General features: G+C 69.8%; 13 protein-coding genes. 9 read left to right on the top strand and 4 right to left on the bottom strand.

Annotated features, from left to right (window positions below):
* Window positions 1-76 precede the first annotated feature (76 nt).
* A complete protein-coding gene (gene polA, locus G6048_RS27265; protein ID WP_165342233.1) occupies window positions 77-2,803 on the top strand; it encodes a DNA polymerase I in 2,727 nt (908 codons plus the stop codon).
* A 98-nt stretch (window positions 2,804-2,901) separates the two neighbouring features.
* On the opposite strand, the gene G6048_RS27260 is transcribed toward polA, so the two are convergent.
* Entirely contained in the window at window positions 2,902-3,756 is an 855-nt protein-coding gene (locus G6048_RS27260) for a DUF4184 family protein (RefSeq protein WP_165342232.1), read from the bottom strand.
* Between the two features lie 272 nt (window positions 3,757-4,028).
* Between G6048_RS27260 and G6048_RS27255 the strand changes: the two genes are divergently transcribed.
* The 3 genes from G6048_RS27255 (at window position 4,029) to G6048_RS27245 (ending at window position 7,081) form a co-directional block, all read left to right on the top strand.
* Window positions 4,029-5,789 (top strand): lytic transglycosylase domain-containing protein, encoded by a 1,761-nt coding sequence (locus G6048_RS27255; RefSeq protein ID WP_165342231.1) that lies wholly within the window; start codon window positions 4,029-4,031, stop codon window positions 5,787-5,789.
* Window positions 5,790-5,932: 143 nt separating this feature from the next.
* Entirely contained in the window at window positions 5,933-6,067 is a 135-nt protein-coding gene (locus G6048_RS27250; RefSeq protein ID WP_165342230.1) for an SPW_0924 family protein, read from the top strand.
* A 21-nt stretch (window positions 6,068-6,088) separates the two neighbouring features.
* A complete protein-coding gene (locus G6048_RS27245; RefSeq protein ID WP_165342229.1) occupies window positions 6,089-7,081 on the top strand; it encodes a DUF3068 domain-containing protein in 993 nt (330 codons plus the stop codon).
* Here G6048_RS27245 and hrpB read toward each other — a convergent pair.
* Window positions 7,071-9,605 (bottom strand): ATP-dependent helicase HrpB, encoded by a 2,535-nt coding sequence (gene hrpB, locus G6048_RS27240; RefSeq protein WP_165342228.1) that lies wholly within the window; start codon window positions 9,603-9,605, stop codon window positions 7,071-7,073. The two genes, G6048_RS27245 and hrpB, sit on opposite strands and share 11 nt — an antisense overlap.
* Window positions 9,606-9,674: 69 nt before the next feature.
* Window positions 9,675-10,568, bottom strand: a complete 894-nt coding sequence (locus G6048_RS27235; RefSeq protein WP_165342227.1) for a class I SAM-dependent methyltransferase — start codon at window positions 10,566-10,568, stop codon at window positions 9,675-9,677.
* 342 nt (window positions 10,569-10,910) lie between these two features.
* Here G6048_RS27235 and rpsA point away from each other — a divergent pair, with 342 nt between their 5' ends.
* The 4 genes from rpsA to G6048_RS27215 all read left to right on the top strand — a co-directional run bounded on the left by rpsA (window position 10,911) and on the right by G6048_RS27215 (window position 14,794).
* Window positions 10,911-12,425: a 30S ribosomal protein S1 gene (gene rpsA, locus G6048_RS27230; protein WP_165342226.1), complete on the top strand. Its 1,515-nt coding sequence runs from the start codon at window positions 10,911-10,913 to the stop codon at window positions 12,423-12,425.
* A gap of 317 nt (window positions 12,426-12,742) precedes the next feature.
* Window positions 12,743-13,681 (top strand): PAC2 family protein, encoded by a 939-nt coding sequence (locus G6048_RS27225; RefSeq protein WP_165342225.1) that lies wholly within the window; start codon window positions 12,743-12,745, stop codon window positions 13,679-13,681.
* Window positions 13,682-13,748: 67 nt separating this feature from the next.
* Window positions 13,749-14,363, top strand: coding sequence for a dephospho-CoA kinase (gene coaE / locus G6048_RS27220; protein ID WP_165342224.1), 615 nt, complete (start codon window positions 13,749-13,751; stop codon window positions 14,361-14,363).
* A gap of 50 nt (window positions 14,364-14,413) precedes the next feature.
* Complete coding sequence (locus G6048_RS27215; protein WP_165342223.1) at window positions 14,414-14,794, top strand: tetratricopeptide repeat protein; 381 nt, start codon at window positions 14,414-14,416, stop codon at window positions 14,792-14,794.
* 55 nt (window positions 14,795-14,849) lie between these two features.
* Here the strand turns inward: G6048_RS27215 and G6048_RS27210 are convergent, their stop codons facing one another.
* Entirely contained in the window at window positions 14,850-15,113 is a 264-nt protein-coding gene (locus G6048_RS27210) for a DUF6343 family protein (RefSeq protein WP_165342222.1), read from the bottom strand.
* A 123-nt stretch (window positions 15,114-15,236) separates the two neighbouring features.
* Here G6048_RS27210 and G6048_RS27205 point away from each other — a divergent pair.
* Window positions 15,237-16,214 (top strand): acyltransferase domain-containing protein (locus G6048_RS27205; RefSeq protein WP_408056179.1); only part of this gene is annotated, 978 nt, incomplete at its 3' end.

The raw sequence follows: 16,214 nt of genomic DNA, 5'->3' as shown, positions 1-16,214 counted from the left end.
GCCACGCGCCGGTGACAACAATCGTGGCCGGGCCGCGGGGGCCGCGTTGTCAGTGGCTCGTGGCAGGATCGGGGTCGTGGCAGAGACAGCATCGAAGAAGACCGAGAAGACCTCCTCCGGCGGACGCCCGCGACTGATGCTCATGGACGGGCACTCGCTGGCGTACCGAGCGTTCTTCGCGCTGCCCGCGGAGAATTTCACGACGGCGACGGGACAGCCGACGAACGCGATCTACGGCTTCGCGTCGATGCTGGCCAACACCCTGCGCGACGAGGAGCCCACACACTTCGCGGTGGCGTTCGACGTCTCCCGCAAGACCTGGCGCTCCGAGGAGTTCACGGACTACAAGGCGAACCGTTCCAAGACCCCCGACGAGTTCAAGGGCCAGGTCGAGCTCATCTGCGAGCTGCTCGACGCCATGCACGCCGAGCGGTTCGCGGTCGAGGGCTTCGAGGCGGACGACGTCATCGCCACCCTCGCCACCCGGGCCGAGGCCGAGGGCTTCGAGGTGCTGATCGTCACCGGCGACCGCGACTCCTTCCAGCTGGTGTCCGAGCACACGACGGTGCTGTATCCGACGAAGGGCGTCTCCGAGCTGACGCGGTTCACCCCGGATAAGGTCTTCGAGAAGTACGGGCTGACACCGGCCCAGTACCCCGACTTCGCGGCCCTGCGCGGCGACCCGTCCGACAACCTGCCGGGCATCCCCGGCGTCGGCGAGAAGACCGCCGCGAAGTGGATCAACCAGTTCGGGTCGTTCGCGGAGCTGGTCGAGCGCGTCGAAGAGGTCAAGGGCAAGGCGGGACAGAACCTCCGCGACCATCTGGAGGCCGTCAAGCTCAACCGCCGGCTCACCGAGCTGGAGCGGCACATGGAGCTGACCAGGGCGGTGACGGACCTGGAGCGCGCCGCGTACGACCGCAAGGCCGTCGCGATGGTCCTGGACACCCTGGAGATCCGTAACCCCTCGCTGCGCGAGCGGCTGCTGGCCGTCGACCCCGGAGCCGACGAGGCCGAACCCGCACCCGTTGTCGCCGAGGGCGTGCCACTGGACGGCGCCGTGCTCGGCGCGGGCGAGCTGAAGCCATGGCTCGACCAGCACGGCAATGCGGTCCTCGGTGTCGCCACCGTCGACACCTGGTCGCTCGGCACGGGTGCGGTGGCCGAGGTCGCCCTCGCCGCGGCGGCCGGAGCAGCCGCCTGGTTCGACCCGGCGCAACTGGACGAGGCCGACGAGAACGCGTTCGCGCAGTGGCTCGCCGACCCGGACAAGCCCAAGGTGTTCCACAACGCCAAGGGCGCCATGCGTGTCTTCGCCGAGCACGGCTGGAGCATCGCCGGCGTCTCCATGGACACTGCGCTCGCCGCCTACCTCGTCAAGCCCGGACGCCGCTCCTTCGACCTGGACGCGCTGTCCCTGGAGTACCTCCACCGGGAGCTGGCGCCCGCCGCCGCGGCCGACGGGCAGCTCGCCTTCGGCGCCGACGAGGGCGCCGAGGCCGAGGCGCTGATGGTGCAGGCCCGCGCCGTACTCGACCTGGGTGAAGCCTTCGGGGACCGGCTGGAGGAGGTCGGCGCGGCCGATCTGCTGCGCGACATGGAGCTGCCGACCTCGACGCTGCTCGCCCGCATGGAGCGGCACGGCATCGCCGCGGACCGCACCCACCTGGAAGCGATGGAGCAGTTGTTCGCGGGCGCCGTGCAGCAGGCCATAAAGGAGGCGCACGCGGCAGCCGGGCACGAGTTCAACCTGGGCTCGCCCAAGCAGCTCCAGGAAGTCCTCTTCGGTGAACTGGCCCTGCCCAAGACCAAGCGCACGAAGACGGGTTACACCACGGACGCGGACGCTTTGGCCTGGCTGGCCACCCAGACCGACAACGAACTGCCGGTCATCATGCTCCGCCACCGCGAGCAGGCCAAGCTGCGGGTGACGGTTGAAGGCCTCATCAAGTCGATCGCCGCGGACGGCCGTATCCACACCACGTTCAACCAGACGGTCGCCGCCACGGGCCGCCTCTCCTCCACGGACCCCAATCTCCAGAACATCCCGGTCCGCACCGACGAGGGCCGCGCGATCCGCCGCGGATTCGTCGTCGGCGACGGCTTCGAGTCCCTCATGACCGCCGACTACAGCCAGATCGAGCTGCGCGTGATGGCCCACCTCTCCGAGGACGCGGGCCTCATCGAGGCGTTCACCTCTGGGGAGGACCTGCACACTACGGTCGCCTCACAGGTGTTCTCCGTGGAGCGCTCCGCGGTCGACGCGGAGATGCGGCGCAAGATCAAGGCGATGTCGTACGGCCTGGCGTACGGCCTGTCGGCCTTCGGCCTCTCCCAGCAGCTGAACATCGACGCGGGGGAGGCGCGAGTACTCATGGACACGTACTTCGAGCGCTTCGGAGGCGTACGGGACTATCTGCGCCGGGCCGTGGACGAGGCACGGGCCACGGGCTACACGGCGACGCTGTTCGGGCGCCGCCGCTACCTCCCCGACCTCAACAGCGACAACCGCCAGCGCCGCGAGGCGGCCGAGCGGATGGCTCTGAACGCGCCCATCCAGGGCACCGCCGCCGACATCGTCAAGATCGCCATGCTGAACGTCGACCGTGCCCTCACCGAAGCGAACCTCAAGTCCCGCATCCTGCTCCAGGTCCACGACGAAATCGTCCTCGAAATCGCCCCCGGCGAGCGGGAGCCCACCGAGGCCCTCGTCCGCCACGAAATGGCCAACGCGGTCCACCTGCGAGCCCCACTGGACGTCTCGGTCGGCTCGGGCAACGACTGGGAGTCGGCGGCGCACTAGGCTGCGGCGGGCTGGAGGTTGGGCACCGTTTATCGAGTTGGGGTGACCCGCGCCTCATTAGGGGCGCGGGGAACTGCGCGACAAGCCACGAAAACGGCTCAGCGAGGAGCCGGACGACTCGGCTCCGTACGATCCGCTGCCAGGCCAGGAGGAACCGGAGCCGGACGCCACACCCTGACTCCGACGCCGTACAGGAGCAGACCGATGGCCAGCCCGGCCCCCGCCCCGAAGCACACGGTGGGAATCAGCTCCCAGGACTCCTCACGCGACCCCCAGTAAGCCCACCACCGAGACGCCCGCTGCACCGCGGCCACCACCGCGCAGCCGCCGATCACCAGACCGGCAATCCACCGGTCCCGTACCGACAGCACCGGCACCCCCACGGGTTCCACGACGGGCCGTCGCCGCAGAGCGAGGGCCACGAAGACCGCGATCACCACTGCCAGGACGGCCGAACCTCCGTACTGCAGGTACCAGTACAGCGGCGAACCCGCCAACTCCCGCCCCAGTACGGGAAAAACCCGCATCCCCCACCGGTCGAGGTGGGTGAACGCGTCCAGCACGACATGCGTCAGTGCGCCCAGCAGTGCGGACACGTACCACCACAGCGCACGCGCCGGCCGGAAGGGCGCCCGTGGCGCGCCACATCGCAGCAGAGCCCCGGTACGCCCTTGCCAGCGCGGCGGGAGCAGCGCCACCAGCGGTTCGCGCAGCAGCAGCCAAACGCCCACAAGCGCCCAGGCGATGAGGACGTCGATCGTGAACACCCCGGTGAAGGAGTGCGTGAACTCACCGAACTCCATTGCCTCAGGCAGCACACTCGCCACGTAATAGGTCAAGTCGGGCGCGAACGAACCGGCAATGAGCACCGCGGGGACCAGCGGGCCACGACCACTTCCGTCCATGCGTACGACGGGCAGAACAGCCGCGGCATGGCTGAGAGTGAACGGCAACTGGGCTCCCCGTTAACGACGTTGACCGAACTTGATGGTCTTGAACGCTTCCTTGATCCAGGACGCCAGTATGCGGGACGAACGCGGCATGCCTCGGGCGCACGCCGGCCGCAGAAAACGGATCTGGCCAACCGGTGAATTCCGGGCACGAACAGGTGTATGCGCGCCGCAAGTTGTCGTAGGGTCGCCTGAGTTGCCGCGCTGGGGAGCGTGGCCGGCCGGCAGGACAACGCGCACGGCGCGGGCAGTCGACGACGGGAGGGGTTCACGCGATGGCGGCGCAATTCGGCAGGAGGCTGGCCAAAGGGGCGGTAACGACCGCTGTGGCCGCGGCCGCTGTGGCGGCCCTGTCCGCGTCCCAGGCCCCGGGCGTGACCGACAACACGCAAGACCGCCAGAACGCCGGTTCGCAGCCCTCGACCGAGGTCAACCCCGAAGAGAGCGCGACCGGTAACTCGCCGTACTACACGGACCTCCCGCCGCTCAACAGCCCCACCCCGAGCCCGAGTACGACTCCCGGCGGCGAAGGCCCCATCGGCGAGGCCGAGGCCGGCATACCCGCGACCGTCCTCGACGCCTACAAGAAGGCCGAGGCGGCGCTGCGCGAGTCCAAGCCCGGCTGCAACCTGCCCTGGCAACTCCTCGCCGCCATCGGCAAGGTCGAGTCCGGCCAGGCCCGCGGTGGCCGCGTCGATGCCGACGGCACCACGACCGCGCCGATCCTCGGCCCCGTCCTCAACGGCAACGGCTTCGCGAACATCTCCGACACGGACGGCGGGGAGTTCGACGGGGACACCTCGCACGACCGGGCCGTCGGCCCCATGCAGTTCATCCCCTCCACCTGGGCCTGGGCGGGCCGGGACGGCAGCGGCGACGGCACGAAGGACCCCAACAACATCTACGACGCGGCCCTCGCCGCCGGCCACTACCTCTGCCGGCTGGACCGTGACATGTCCGTCCAGAAGGAACTGAACCGCGCGATCCTCAGCTACAACCAGTCGACGGAGTACCTGAACCTGGTCCTGACGTGGCTCGAGTACTACCGCAAGGGCACCCACGAGGTGCCGGACGGCACCGGCGCACTGCCCTCCGACCGCAGCGACGACAACAACAGCGGGGCGGGCGGCAACCCGTCACCGACCCCTCCGGGCACGTCGAAGCCGTCGAAACCCAACTCCACGCCTGAGGGCGGCGACTCCGGCAGCCCCTCGCCCGGCGACGGGGACTCCAGCACGCCCAAGCCTCCCTCGTCCGGCAGTCCGAACCCGCCCAGCTCGCCGCCTCCGAGCTCGCCCCCGACCTCCCCGTCTCCCTCGCCCACGGACACGGTGACCCGCCTCGAGAACGCCGGCACCGGCAAGCTCACCGCGACCGCCGGTGACGCCTTCACGGAGAAGATCGCCGCGCGTACCGAGACCAAGGCCGGCAAGGCCGTGCCGAGGGTCCGGGTCCGCTTCACGATCGTCGGCGACACGGACGCCACCTTCAGCGGTGGCGAGAGCATCGCCACCGTGGTCACCAACAGGTCGGGCGTGGCCACCGCCCCCGCGCTCAAGGCCGGTGAGAAGACGGGCGAGTTCGCGGTCCGCGCCACCGTGGTCGGCCGCAGCGTGCCCGCCCTCAACTTCGCGGCGACGGTCACCGCCCGCCAGGCCGACGCCCTTGCCCGCACCAGCGACACCGCGCTGACCTGCGCCCCGGGCGACGAGTTCGCCGACCAGGTCGAGGTGAAGGCCACATACAAGGGTGCCGCTGCCGACGGTGTCGCCGCCACCGCCACGCTCATCACCTCGGCGGACGACGCGACCGTGAACGACAAGGGCCCCTATTTCAAGGACGCCGACGGCAAGACCGTACGCACCCTGAAGGACCTCGAAACGGACGCGAACGGCCTGCTCGAGCTGCCCAAGCTGTACGCGGACGACACAACCGGCACGTTCCTGCTGCGCATCACCACCACCGGTGGCGCGACACTGACGGTTGAACTGAAGGTGGCGGCGGCGACCGCCTCGCCGAGCCCTTCCGCTTCGTAGACCCTCTGGATCAGCGGCGCCCCCTCCGTCCGGCCGACGGAGGGGGCGCCGCTGTCCGTGTGTGCAACGTGTTCTCATCTCGGCCTGCCGTTGCTACGGTGCCCCAGCCCTGACGCACCATCAGCTGACTGGGGAGGCCCCGTATGCGCGCCCTCATCGCCGCCGCGACCGGTCTCGCCGTCGCGCTCGCACTGGTCCTCACGGTCACGGCCATCGGTTCGCCGGCCGGCAAAACCTCACCTAAACCGCTGCTGACCACCATCCCCGAGCACCCGTAACCCCTAGGGAGGGCCGCCCAGATGCGCCGCAAGGCCAGCCTGATCCTCCTCGCCTTCGCCGTGTTCTGCACGGCGCTGTCCCCGTTGCTGCGCTGGTACGCCTTCCCCCGCCTCGCCAAGATCCCGGCCCACCAGTACCAGGACATGGTCCTGGAGGCGAAGGACGCCACCCTCCTCGACTACGGGACCATGCAGTCCAGGAAAGTCGACAAGGTCAGCATCGTGCAGACCCTCAAGGGCAACGTCGAGGCCTCCGAGAAGATCGAGAAGACAGCGGGCCGCGACGTCGTCGTCTGGGACGGCCTGTCCTACGTCCAGGGCCCCGACGGGAAGATGGTCTCCAAGATCCCCGAGCGCTACATCTTCGACGCGCACACCCAGGAACCCGTCCACGCCACCGGTGAGATGGTCGACGGCGACGCTGTCAGGCGCGAGGGCATCGAGTTCAAGTGGCCCTTCTTGACCGAGAAACGGGACTACGAGTACTTCGACGCGCAGGCCCGCGTCACCGCCCCCATCCATTACAAGGGCACGCAGGACTTCCGGGGCGTAAACGTTTACTACTTCGAGCAGACCATCCCCTGGACCAAAGTGCCCTTCCCCAAGACCATGCCCGTCAAAGGCATCACACCCGAGTCGGTCGCCAAGACGGGCACCACCCGCTGGTACACCACAGTGCGCAAGTTCTGGGTCGAACCCGCCACCGGAGCACCCGTCTACGGCGAGGAGATCCACAAGGAGGAACTGCGCGGCGGCACGCTCCTGGGGGACCGCGACAAGGTGACCGCGTTCTCCGGTCACGTCAAAATGCGCGAGGACTACATCGACTCGACGGTCGACCTGGTCAAGTCCCAGCGCGTACTCATCATGCTGCTGACGTCGTACCTGCCCTGGGGCTTCCTGATCCTGGGCGCCGGACTGCTGTCGCTGTCCCTGCACCTGGAGGCCCGCAGCCGACGCCCCGCGGACCCCGCGCCCACGGAGACACACGAACCGGAACCCGTCAGCGCCTGAGGCGCGCGTTCGTGTGCCGGGTCGGCTCCGCCGTCGCGGGATCCTCGGGCCACGGATGCTTCGGATACCTCCCGCGCAACTCGGCCCGCACGCCCCCGTATCCGTCCCGCCAGAACGAGGCGAGGTCGGCGGTGACGGCGGCGGGCCTTCCGGCGGGCGACAGCAGATGCACGAGTACGGGCACACCGGCGACGGCCGGGGACCCCTGCAGCCCGAACATCTCCTGCAACTTCACGGCGAGTACGGGCCGTTCGGGATCCGCATAGTCGATTCGGATTCTGGACCCACTAGGCACCTCGATCCGTTCGGGCGCCAACTCATCGAACCGCGCCGCCTCCCCGGAGGCCCACGGCAACAGCCGCCCGAGGGCCTGCCCGGCGTCGATCCGTGCCAGATCGGCCCGCCGCCGCGCCCGGCTCAGCTCTGGCTCCAGCCAGGAGTCCACGCGCGCGTGCAGGGCGTCGTCCGACACCTCGGGCCAAGGAGCCCCCAGATGGTGACGCAGAAACCGGAGCCGCTGTCGCAGCACCTCGGCATCCCGCGACCACCGCAACAGCCCGAGCCCCTCCTCCCGCAACCCGTCCAGCAGTGCCTGTCGTACGAGCCCGGAGTCGGCGTCCTTGATCGGCCGCACCGTCAACTCCACGGCCCCCAGCCGCTCCACACGCCGAGCGACGACGTCCCCGTCCGCCCAGCGCACTTCCTCGCCCTCGCCGTACAGTGCCCCGGCGGCCCTCCGCGCGGTCTCCTCGTCCACCACGGCCCCGAGCCGCACACGCGCGTGCCCGGCCCCCACAGGCCGATCCGCGACGGCGACAGCGAGCCAGCCGGCTCCCCGCAACCCCGTCGCTCCGCCGAGCTCGGCTCGCGTACCGGACACCATGAGATACGAGCCGCCCTGCGCACGAGCAACCCGCTCGGGAAAGGCGAGTGCGGCAACGAGTCCTGCTACGTGGTCGTCGCCGGGCGCTTCCTGTACGTGCGTGCCGGGCTCGGCGACTCCGGGTGCTGTCGCGGCGCGGAGCCGTCGCGCCTCCGCCCTCCAGCGGAGCGCATACGCGTCGCCGCCTCGCCGGGCGGTACGCCAAGCCGCGGCAAGGTCGTCGTCGTACTCCCGCGGTGGCTCCTCGCTCAGCAGGGCGACCACCTCGGCTGCCCGGTCGGCGCCGACCTCGGGGGCGGCGTCCAACAGGGCGCGGGCGAGCCGCGGATGCAGGCCCAGCCGGGACATGCGTATGCCCCGCTCCGTGGCCCGACCTGCGGAGTCCACCGCCTCGATGGCCCTCAGGACGGTGCGTGCCGCGGTGAGCGCGCCACTCGGCGGCGGGTCCAGCAGCGCGAGCCCGGACGCTTCCGGATCGCCCCAGCACGCCGTCTGCAAGGCGAACGCCGTCAGATCGGCCACCTGGATCTCCGGAGCGGGGAAACGCGGCAGACGGGCGTCCTCCGCCTCCGCCCAGCACCGGTACACCGCCCCGGGCCCCTCACGCCCGGCCCGCCCCGCGCGCTGCCGTCCGGCCGCCTGCGACGCCCGTACGGTCGTCAGCGCGCTCAGCCCCCGCCCATGGTCGACGCGCGGCTCCCGGGCCAGCCCGGCGTCCACGACTGTCCGTACGCCGGGCACGGTGAGGGACGACTCGGCCACGGACGTCGCGAGCACCACCCGGCGTCGAGCACCGGGCGAGAGCACCGCGTCCTGGACGGCCGCCGGCGCCCGTCCGTGCACCTGGAGCACCTCGACCCCGCCCAGATCCCCCAACTGCCCGGCGACACGGGTGATTTCCCCGACGCCGGGCAGAAAACACAGCACGTCCCCCGCGCGCTCCGACAGCGCCCGCCGCACCACCGACGCCACATGCGTCAGCAGCGCCGGATCCACCCGCATCCCGTGCGGCGGCCGCACCGGCCGCGCGGGCGGCGCCCACACCACCTCGACGGGGTACGAAGCGTCCTCCGAGGTGATCACGGGGGCATCGCCCAACACCCGGGCCCAGCCCTCCGCGTCCGTCGTAGCGGACGCGGCCACCAGCCGCAGCTCGGGACGGAGAGCGGCCCGAACGTCGCACAGGAAGGCTGCCACCGTATCGGCGTCCAGATGCCGCTCATGGCACTCGTCGAGCACGACCACATCGACACCGGCCAGCTCCTGGTCCCGCTGCAATCGCTGCAACAGGACACCGGTCGTCACGACCTCCACGCGCGCGTGCGGACCCACCACCCGCTCACCGCGCACCGTGTAGCCGACGCGCCCGCCGACCTTCTCACCGAGCAGCCACGCCATCCGCCGCGCGGCGGCCCGGGCGGCGATCCGCCGAGGCTCGGCAACCACGACACGACGTACGGCCGGAGGAAGCCCATCCGCGCCCGGGTCCAGCAGCCCGGCCAGCTCCAGCGGAACCAGCGTCGTCTTGCCCGTCCCCGGCGGCGCACACAGCACAGCCGTGCCGTGTCCCTCCAGGGCGTCCCGCAACGCGGGCACGACAGAGCGAACGGGCAGCCGGTCCAGAGCGTCGGTACGGATCACGCCCCCAGTGTCGTACGACGGTCAAAACGCCCCGCACGCGCGCGTGCCCGCTGCGGTCACGCGGCCCGTCTACTCGTCCCGCTCGTCCCGCACGCACACGAAAATCGCCGTCCCAGGGATCAGATTTCCGCGCAGCGGGGACCAGCCGCCCCACTCCTGGCTGTTCCAGGAGGGCCACTCCGGTTCGACCAGGTCGACCAGCCGGAAACCCGCCGCCACCACGTCCCGGACCCGGTCGCCGACCGTCCTGTGGTGCTCGACGTACACCGCGCGCCCCTTGTCGTCCTGCTCGACGTATGGAGTGCGGTCGAAGTACGAGGCCGAGACGCTCAGGCCCTCGGGCCCCGGCTCATCGGGGAAGGCCCAGCGGATCGGGTGCGAGACGGAGAAGACGAACCGGCCGCCGGGCCGCAGCACGCGGCGTACCTCCCGAAGGACCCGCACCGGATCGGCGACGAACGGCAGCGCCCCGTACGCCGAGCACGCCAGGTCGAACGTGCCGTCCCCGAAGGGAAGTGCCCCGGCATCCGCCTCCACCAGAGCCACGCCCTTGGTGCCGATCCGCAGAGCGTGCTGAAGCTGCCGGTGCGAGAGATCCAGAGCGACCGGGCGGGCTCCCTGGGCGGCCAGCCAGCGCGAACACTGCGCCGCACCCGCGCCGATCTCCAGGACGGCCTTGCCCTTCAGCTCCTCGGCCGGCCCCAGCAGCTCGGCCTCCACCTCGTCGAGCCCCTCGGGCCCCCACACGAAGCGGTCGTCACCGAGGAACGTGCCGTGCTCGACTTGGTAGTCGTCCGCGTTCCGGTCCCACCAGCCACGGCTGGCGCGGGAACTCTCCGCGACCCCCGCCGGGCGTCGCGTCGCCTCCGGCTCGAGCGGTTGGGGCTCTGCGCGCTCTTGGATGATCGGCTCCCTCGTATTAGTCTGCGGCCTCGACCGGGCGACCCGTCCCGGTGGTGTCACCGAGGGGCTCCTTGAGCCTGCGTGACGCCAGAGGGTGTCTGGTGTGTGGCTCGGCCGCGAGTCGTCTTGTGCCGGGTATGCGGCGATCCGCCCCGGGTGTGCGCCTTCGCGCATTGACCCTGCCTGGCTGCCCCCGTATGCTACAAGTTGCGCTGCGGGCCTGCGCACCTCAGACGTAGCAGGCTGCGCTCGCATCTGTATGTATGTCCCCTCGGTTGTCGAGGCGCCACCGTTCAACGGATTTCGGCGCTTCCTTGGCTGTCCGGCTTCTGCAGAGCGAAACGGGCTCCCGGCGTGAGCAGTACCTACGACTTCAATGTCCGTACCGGAGCCCTTTCCCACATGACGAGCAGCACCGAGACCACCGCCACCACCCCGCAGGTTGCGGTCAACGACATCGGTAACGAGGAAGCCTTCCTCGCCGCGATCGACGAGACGATCAAGTACTTCAACGACGGCGACATCGTCGACGGCGTCATCGTGAAGGTCGACCGGGACGAGGTCCTGCTCGACATCGGTTACAAGACCGAAGGTGTCATCCCGAGCCGCGAGCTCTCGATCAAGCACGACGTCGACCCCAACGAGGTCGTCGCCGTCGGTGACGAGATCGAGGCCCTTGTCCTCCAGAAGGAGGACAAAGAAGGCCGCCTGATCCTCTCGAAGAAGCGCGCCCAGTACGAGCGTGCCTGGGGCACCATCGAGAAGATCAAGGAAGAGGACGGCATCGTCACCGGTACCGTCATCGAGGTCGTCAAGGGTGGTCTCATCCTCGACATCGGCCTCCGTGGCTTCCTGCCGGCCTCCCTCGTCGAGATGCGCCGCGTCCGCGACCTCCAGCCCTACGTGGGCAAGGAGCTCGAGGCCAAGATCATCGAGCTGGACAAGAACCGCAACAACGTGGTCCTGTCCCGCCGTGCCTGGCTGGAGCAGACCCAGTCCGAGGTCCGCCAGACCTTCCTCACGACCCTCCAGAAGGGTCAGGTCCGCTCCGGCGTGGTCTCCTCGATCGTCAACTTCGGTGCCTTCGTGGACCTGGGTGGCGTCGACGGTCTGGTCCACGTCTCCGAGCTGTCCTGGAAGCACATCGACCACCCCTCCGAGGTCGTCGAGGTCGGCCAGGAGGTCACGGTCGAGGTGCTGGACGTCGACATGGACCGCGAGCGCGTCTCCCTGTCGCTGAAGGCGACCCAGGAAGACCCGTGGCAGCAGTTCGCCCGCACCCACCAGATCGGCCAGGTCGTGCCCGGCAAGGTCACGAAGCTGGTTCCGTTCGGTGCGTTCGTCCGCGTGGACGAGGGCATCGAGGGTCTGGTCCACATCTCCGAGCTGGCCGAGCGCCACGTGGAGATCCCGGAGCAGGTCGTCCAGGTCAACGACGAGATCTTCGTCAAGGTCATCGACATCGACCTCGAGCGTCGCCGGATCTCGCTGTCCCTGAAGCAGGCCAACGAGTCCTTCGGTGCCGACCCGGCCTCGGTCGAGTTCGACCCGACGCTGTACGGCATGGCCGCGTCGTACGACGACCAGGGCAACTACATCTACCCCGAGGGCTTCGACCCCGAGACCAACGACTGGCTCGAGGGGTACGAGAAGCAGCGCGAGGAGTGGGAGCGCCAGTACGCCGAGGCGCAGCAGCGCTTCGAGCAGCACCAGGCGCAGGTCATCAAGTCCCGCGAGGCGGACGCTCAGGCCGAGGCCGAGGGCGCTGCTGGCGGCGGCGGCACCCCGGGTGCGGCTCCGGCCGCCTCCGGTGGCGGCGGTTCGTACTCCTCGGAGTCGGACGACAACTCCGGCGCCCTGGCGTCGGACGAGGCCCTGGCCGCCCTCCGCGAGAAGCTGGCCGGCGGCCAGAGCTGAAAGCTCGCGCTGGACTGAGCAGGTAACTGGGCCCGCACCCCTGTTGGGGGGTGCGGGCCCAGTGCTTTGCCCTGCCCTGGGCCAGGGCCTGTGTCGGAAGTGGCGCCTGCCGGGCGGACGACGCCACTTCCGACACAGGCCCTCGTCCGGCCGCTTCGCCTCCCGCGCGCCCGCGCGGCGTTCATCGCCCTCCACGCGCGCGTGCCGATGTCGTAGCGCTTGAGAAGCCAGTAAGAGGATCAGGAAGGGGCGTACTGCGGGAATGCCCGCGTTCCAGGGCTCGTTGTGCAGTATGAACACGAGGAGGAGCGGTCACAGTGCTTGATCCGCAGGGTTTGTACGCATGGGAGCCGAAGGGCCTGGCCGTCGTCGACATGGCGCTCGCCCAGGAGTCGGCTGGCCTTGTCATGCTCTACCACTTCGACGGATATATCGACGCGGGCGAGACCGGCGACCAGATCGTCGATCGGCTCCTCGGCTCGCTGCCCCACCAGGTCGTCGCCCGGTTCGACCACGACCGGCTCGTCGACTACCGCGCCCGTCGCCCGTTGCTGACGTTCAAGCGCGACCGCTGGACCGACTTCGAGGAGCCCACGCTCGACGTCCGGCTCGTCCAGGACGCGACAGGTGCCCCCTTCCTGCTCCTCTCCGGCCCGGAGCCGGACGTCGAGTGGGAGCGCTTCGCCGCGGCCGTCCAGCAGATCGTGGAGCGGCTCGGTGTCCGCCTCGCCGTGAACTTCCACGGCATCCCCATGGGCGTCCCACACACCCGCCCCGTCGGCCTCACCCCGCACGGCAACCGCAACGAACTGGTGCCCGGCCACACCAGCCCCTTCGACGAGGCCCAGGTCCCCGGCAGCGCCGAATCGCTTGTCGAGTACCGCCTCATGGAGGCCGGACATGACGTCCTCGGGGTCGCCGCGCACGTGCCGCACTACATCGCCCGTTCCCCGTACCCGGACGCCGCACTGACCGTTCTGGAGGCGATCACCGGCGCGACCGGCCTGGTCCTGCCCGGTATCGCACACGCCCTGCGCACCGACGCCCACCGCACCCAGACCGAGATCGACCGGCAGATCCAGGAGGGCGACGAGGAACTCGTCGCGCTCGTCCAGGGCCTGGAACATCAGTACGACGCCGCCGCGGGCGCCGAGACACGGGGCAACATGCTCGCCGAGCCCCTGGACATCCCGTCCGCGGACGAGATCGGGCTCGAGTTCGAGCGGTTCCTGGCCGAGCGGGAAGGCGACGCCTAGCGCGGCGGCAGAGGGCCGATGAGGCCCGTCGATGTCGTTGTCAGAGGCAGGTCCTAAGCTGTCGAGCATGCTGACAGTGGGCCTGACCGGCGGGATCGGCGCCGGCAAGAGCGAGGTGTCGCGGCTGTTCGTGGAGTACGGCGCCGTGCTGATCGACGCCGACAAGATCGCGCGGGAGGTCGTCGCACCCGGAACTCCCGGTCTCGCAGCGGTCGTCGACACCTTCGGAGAGGACATACTCACCCCGGACGGCAGCCTCGACCGGCCGAAACTGGGCTCTATCGTCTTCACGGACCCGGACAGGCTCGCTCAGCTGAACTCGATCGTGCACCCTCTCGTGGGTGCCCGCTCCCGCGAACTCGAGGCCGCCGCCTCCCAGGACGCCGTCATCGTGCACGACGTCCCCCTCCTCGCCGAGAACGGCCTAGCGCCGCTGTACGACGTCGTGGTGGTCGTCGACGCAGCCCCCGAGACCCAACTCGACCGGCTCATACGGCTGCGCGGCATGACCGAGGAGGATGCTCGCGCCCGCATGGCCACCCAGGCCACCCGTGAGAAGCGCCTGGACACAGCGGACATCGTCATCGACAACGACGTACCGCTGGAGGAGCTGGAGCGGCGCGTACGGGAGGTGTGGGCGGATCTTGTGGTGCGGGCACAGCAGAAAACGACCTTGGAATAGCGGGCCCCGTCCGGGGCGTTGAAGCGGGGCAGCGAGGGAAGGAGTGAGGCGTGTCTGAGTCCAGAGGTTCCACCGGACCTACTCCGGAGACGCATGTCATCGACTTCCGCGCCGCCGAGCAGCTGCTGGCCGCGCGTGATCCGCGGGGTGCGGTGAAGCTGCTCGACAACGTCATCGCCGCGCATCCGGAGAACACTGCGGCGCGGCTGCTGCGCGCGCGGGCTTTCTTCGCGGCGGCTCAACTTCGGCCCGCTGAGCTGGAGTTCACGGTCGTGCTGGAGCGCGAGCCGGACAACGCGTTCGCGCACTTCGCGCTGGCGCGTACATACGAGCGCTCGGGTCGGCCGGAGCAGGCGCTACGTCACTTCCGGCTCGCGGCGGCGCTGGATCCGCAGCCGGAGTATGTGGCTGCGGCTCGCTTCGACTCTTGACCTTGACGGAGAGCTCCGCTGGGTAAGGCGGTTTCTCTGAAGGGCGCAAGTCCGTTTAACGGCGTCTGTCCGGTGGCCGGTAAGGCGGGATGTCCGGGCCCGGCTGGTAGTGGGGGCCCTGGCGGATGTGGCGGAGGATCATCGTCAGGTCGACGGTGATGATCAGCCACAGCACCCCGCAGGCGATTGCCCAGCCGGGCCGCCCGGCGAGGGCGAAGGCCGCGGTTCCCGCGATCGCCCAGACCAGACCCCACACGCTGAGCCACATGCGCGCTCGCAGCGCACTGCGCGCAGTCGTCGGTTCACTGCCCGTACGCATCCGGATCACTGCTCCTACTCGGAAACGTACTCTTCGTAGTGCACGTTCACCAAAGGACGGACGAACGGGGGAGCGGCTGTGCTGCTGGAGTCGCTGCGGGCCGAGGAGAGGCTCGCGGAATGGCTGAGGGATCTGGAGAGCGAGGCCGTCCCGCGGGTGGAGGCCGTTCTTCCGGACGCGGTCGCGTTGCCGGACGTACTCCTCGATCTGTCCGTGCCGCACGAGTGCGTCAATGAACTCGTCGCGCAGCGGGAGCGGTTGGCGGCGGATCCGGAGGCGATGACGCTGCTGCGCCGGTGCGTCAGCCGGTTCGTGCGTGATATGGGGGAGATCGGCAAAGGATGGGAACCACCGGCCTTCCCTGAGTCCACGGGGCCGCTCGGCCGCAGCTTCCACGTGTTCGTGTTCGTCGCCGCACTGCCTCACGTGCGCGCATACCACCGGGACCGCGGCATCCCGGAGGCCGTGTCCCGGCGCAGCCTCGCCGATCTGGGGCGGCACATGGCCGTGCACCGGCGGCGGCTCGGTACCTGCGGTCTCCTGGTGCCGTGGTGGCTCACCCTGCATTTCCACGGGGAGTTGTACCAGCTGGGGCGGCTGCAGTTCCAGCGCGCACGGCTCGGCGGGCGCACGGGGCGGGCGGCTGCCGCCGCGGGTCTCGACACCGGCCCCGGCGATCCCTGTCTGAGCCTGCACATCGCCGACTTCCGCGGGCCCCTGTCGCCGCGCGCATGTGACCAATCACTGGACCTGGCACGGGAGTTCTTCGCCCGCCACTACCCGGACGAGCGATACAGGGTGGCGGTCTGCCACTCCTGGCTGCTCGACCCGCAGCTGAAGCGGTATCTCTCGGCAGACTCCAACATCGTCCGATTCCAGGAGCGGTTTCAGCTCGCGTACGAGGAGACGAAAGCGGACGACAAGAGCGCGGTGGGCTTCGTCTTCGGAGATCCGGAGCTGCCGGTGGAGGAGTTGCCGCGGCGTTCGAGTGTGGAGCGGGCGGTCGGGGAACATCTGCGGGCGGGCGGCCACTGGTACGGCGGGCATGGCTGGTTCGCGTTGCCGCCCGCAGCTCCGCCAGGAAGCCCGGCAGCAACGACT

It is taken from the genome of Streptomyces ureilyticus (assembly GCF_011045025.1).
Classification (GTDB): domain Bacteria; phylum Actinomycetota; class Actinomycetes; order Streptomycetales; family Streptomycetaceae; genus Streptomyces; species Streptomyces ureilyticus.
The sequence above is the reverse complement of the archived record's forward strand: the minus strand, read 5'-3'. Positions and strand labels throughout refer to the sequence as shown.

Bases quoted from the DNA above. Each gene is read 5' to 3' on its own strand.
- rpsA (WP_165342226.1), top strand. From the start codon at position 10,911: ATGACGAGCAGCACCGAGACCACCGCCACCACCCCGCAGGTTGCGGTC.
- G6048_RS27255 (WP_165342231.1), top strand. From the start codon at position 4,029: ATGGCGGCGCAATTCGGCAGGAGGCTGGCCAAAGGGGCGGTAACGACC.
- G6048_RS27210 (WP_165342222.1), bottom strand. From the start codon at position 15,113: ATGCGTACGGGCAGTGAACCGACGACTGCGCGCAGTGCGCTGCGAGCG.
- G6048_RS27250 (WP_165342230.1), top strand. From the start codon at position 5,933: ATGCGCGCCCTCATCGCCGCCGCGACCGGTCTCGCCGTCGCGCTCGCA.
- coaE (WP_165342224.1), top strand. From the start codon at position 13,749: ATGCTGACAGTGGGCCTGACCGGCGGGATCGGCGCCGGCAAGAGCGAG.
- G6048_RS27245 (WP_165342229.1), top strand. From the start codon at position 6,089: ATGCGCCGCAAGGCCAGCCTGATCCTCCTCGCCTTCGCCGTGTTCTGC.